The organism is Collinsella sp. TM05-37, from assembly GCF_003436455.1.
In the GTDB taxonomy this organism is placed as follows: Bacteria; Actinomycetota; Coriobacteriia; order Coriobacteriales; family Coriobacteriaceae; genus Collinsella.
Genome location: NZ_QSPN01000034.1, coordinates 1 through 1,823, shown reverse-complemented (window position 1 = coordinate 1,823; position 1,823 = coordinate 1). Strand labels below are relative to the sequence as shown.

Genomic DNA, 1,823 nt, shown 5'->3' with positions numbered 1-1,823 from the left:
TGGGCATCATCGGCGCGTTCTTCGGCGTGCTGGCGTAAGGGCCCGGCCTATTATTTGCCCCCAAGGGAAACGGCGACCCATTGCGGTCGCCGTTTTTTATTACCGAAAGCTAGTTGGAGGTGCTTCGTGATTCGATCTGACAATCCACCCGATAATGGCGTGAGCGGGGCGATGTATCTATTTGGCACGGCGCTCTTGTGGAGTTTTATCGGCATCCTCGTTCGCGCCAATTCGCAGTCAGCTCTTTTGATCGGTGCCGTCACGGCAATATTTATGGCGCTCTTTATCCTGCTCGTCGGCAGACCCGTCCTTCGCGTCAGCCGTCTTATTGTCCTTGTGGCCGTCTGCAACTTCGTGACGGGCACCACGTTTAACTTTGCCAACCAGCTCACGACGGTCGGCAACGCGATCGTTCTGCAGTACACCTCGATGATTTTCGTTATCGTGTATCAATCGCTCGCAACTCGCACGTTGCCCTCGCCTGCGAAGATTGCCTCCGTGGTGGTTGCTTTTACGGGTATGGGACTTTTCTTTTTAGGTGATTTGAGCGCCGAGGGCATGCTCGGAAATCTGCTTGCCGTCATTTCGGGCGCCACCTTTGGGCTGTGTTTCTTTTTAAACTCTCGCCCCGATGCGTCGTCCATGGTGTCCTCGCTCATCTCCTGCGGCATCTCGATACTTCCGATCGTCTATTTTGCCGGCGACCTAGGCTCCGTGAAACCCTTTGAGTGGGGGCTTATGCTGGTGCATGGCCTTTTTTGCAGCGGCCTTGCGAGTGTGCTGTATGCCAAGGGGATTGCGCGCACCAACGCGTTTGCGGCCAACTTGGTTTGCATGAGTGAGGTCGTGCTCGCTCCCTGCTGGTCGGCGCTCCTCTTTGGCGAGGTCTTTCGCTGGAACGAGTTTTTGGGCGCAGCGATGATCGTTTTGGTGATTGTGGCCAACTTGGCATCCGATGCTTTTGGCGACGGCTTTCTGGTGGCGCTTGTCCGCCATCGAAACAAAGAGCGTGCCTAATGGGATGCGCCTGCCGTTTACGGTAAAAAACACCCCGCCGAGCGACTGGTATTAAATAAGGCGAACCTGCATACCTATAATTGGTATCAAATCATTTGTGCCTGGCATGGGTGTTAGCAGCACACCAGGTACGCTTCGAGCCGTGGAATCGAACTCCCGGAATTGATATCAACAACGCGCGCGACGGGAGTGACGACGGTTCGAGATTCCTTATTGGGAGGAATTATGCTTGTCCAAGCAATCCTCGTCGGCTTAGTCGGAGCGTTTGGATGCCTCGACTACCAGCTCGGCACCCTCTACGCGTTCCGCCCCATCGTCCTGTGCCCGCTCGTGGGCCTGGTGCTGGGGGACCTGCAGACTGGCCTTGCCGTTGGCGCCAGCCTGGAGTTGCTGTTCATGGGCTCGATTTCCATCGGCGCCTACGTGCCGCCTAACGAAACCGTCGGCGGCGTGCTCGCCTGCGCGTTTGCCATTCAGCTCGGTCAGGGTACCGAGACGGCCATCGCGCTCGCCATGCCCATCGCCGTCCTTGCGCTGACGATCGGCAACATTACCAATGCCTTGTTCCCTGTGTTTGTCGATATGGCAGACAAGTTCGCCCTCAAGGGAAACCTCAAAGGCATCTACGCCGTTCATTGGGGAATTGGAATCTGGGGCTGCGTCGAGTACTTCCTGCTGTGCGGCGGCGCCTTCTATTTGGGTTCCGACGCCATCCAGGGCCTGCTCGACTTCATCCCGCCCTTCATCATCGACGGTTGCGGCGTTGCCGCCAACATCCTGCCGGCCATGGGCTTCGCCATGCTCGG

Annotated in this window: 2 protein-coding genes; both read left to right on the top strand. The window is 57.2% G+C overall.

Annotated features, from left to right (window positions below; translation table 11 throughout):
• On the top strand, positions 1 to 1,017 hold a 1,017-nt coding region (locus DXD48_RS09925), incomplete at its 5' end, for a DMT family transporter (RefSeq protein WP_370446307.1).
• A gap of 225 nt (positions 1,018 to 1,242) precedes the next feature.
• On the top strand, positions 1,243 to 1,823 hold a 581-nt coding region (locus DXD48_RS09920), incomplete at its 3' end, for a PTS sugar transporter subunit IIC (RefSeq protein ID WP_147324174.1).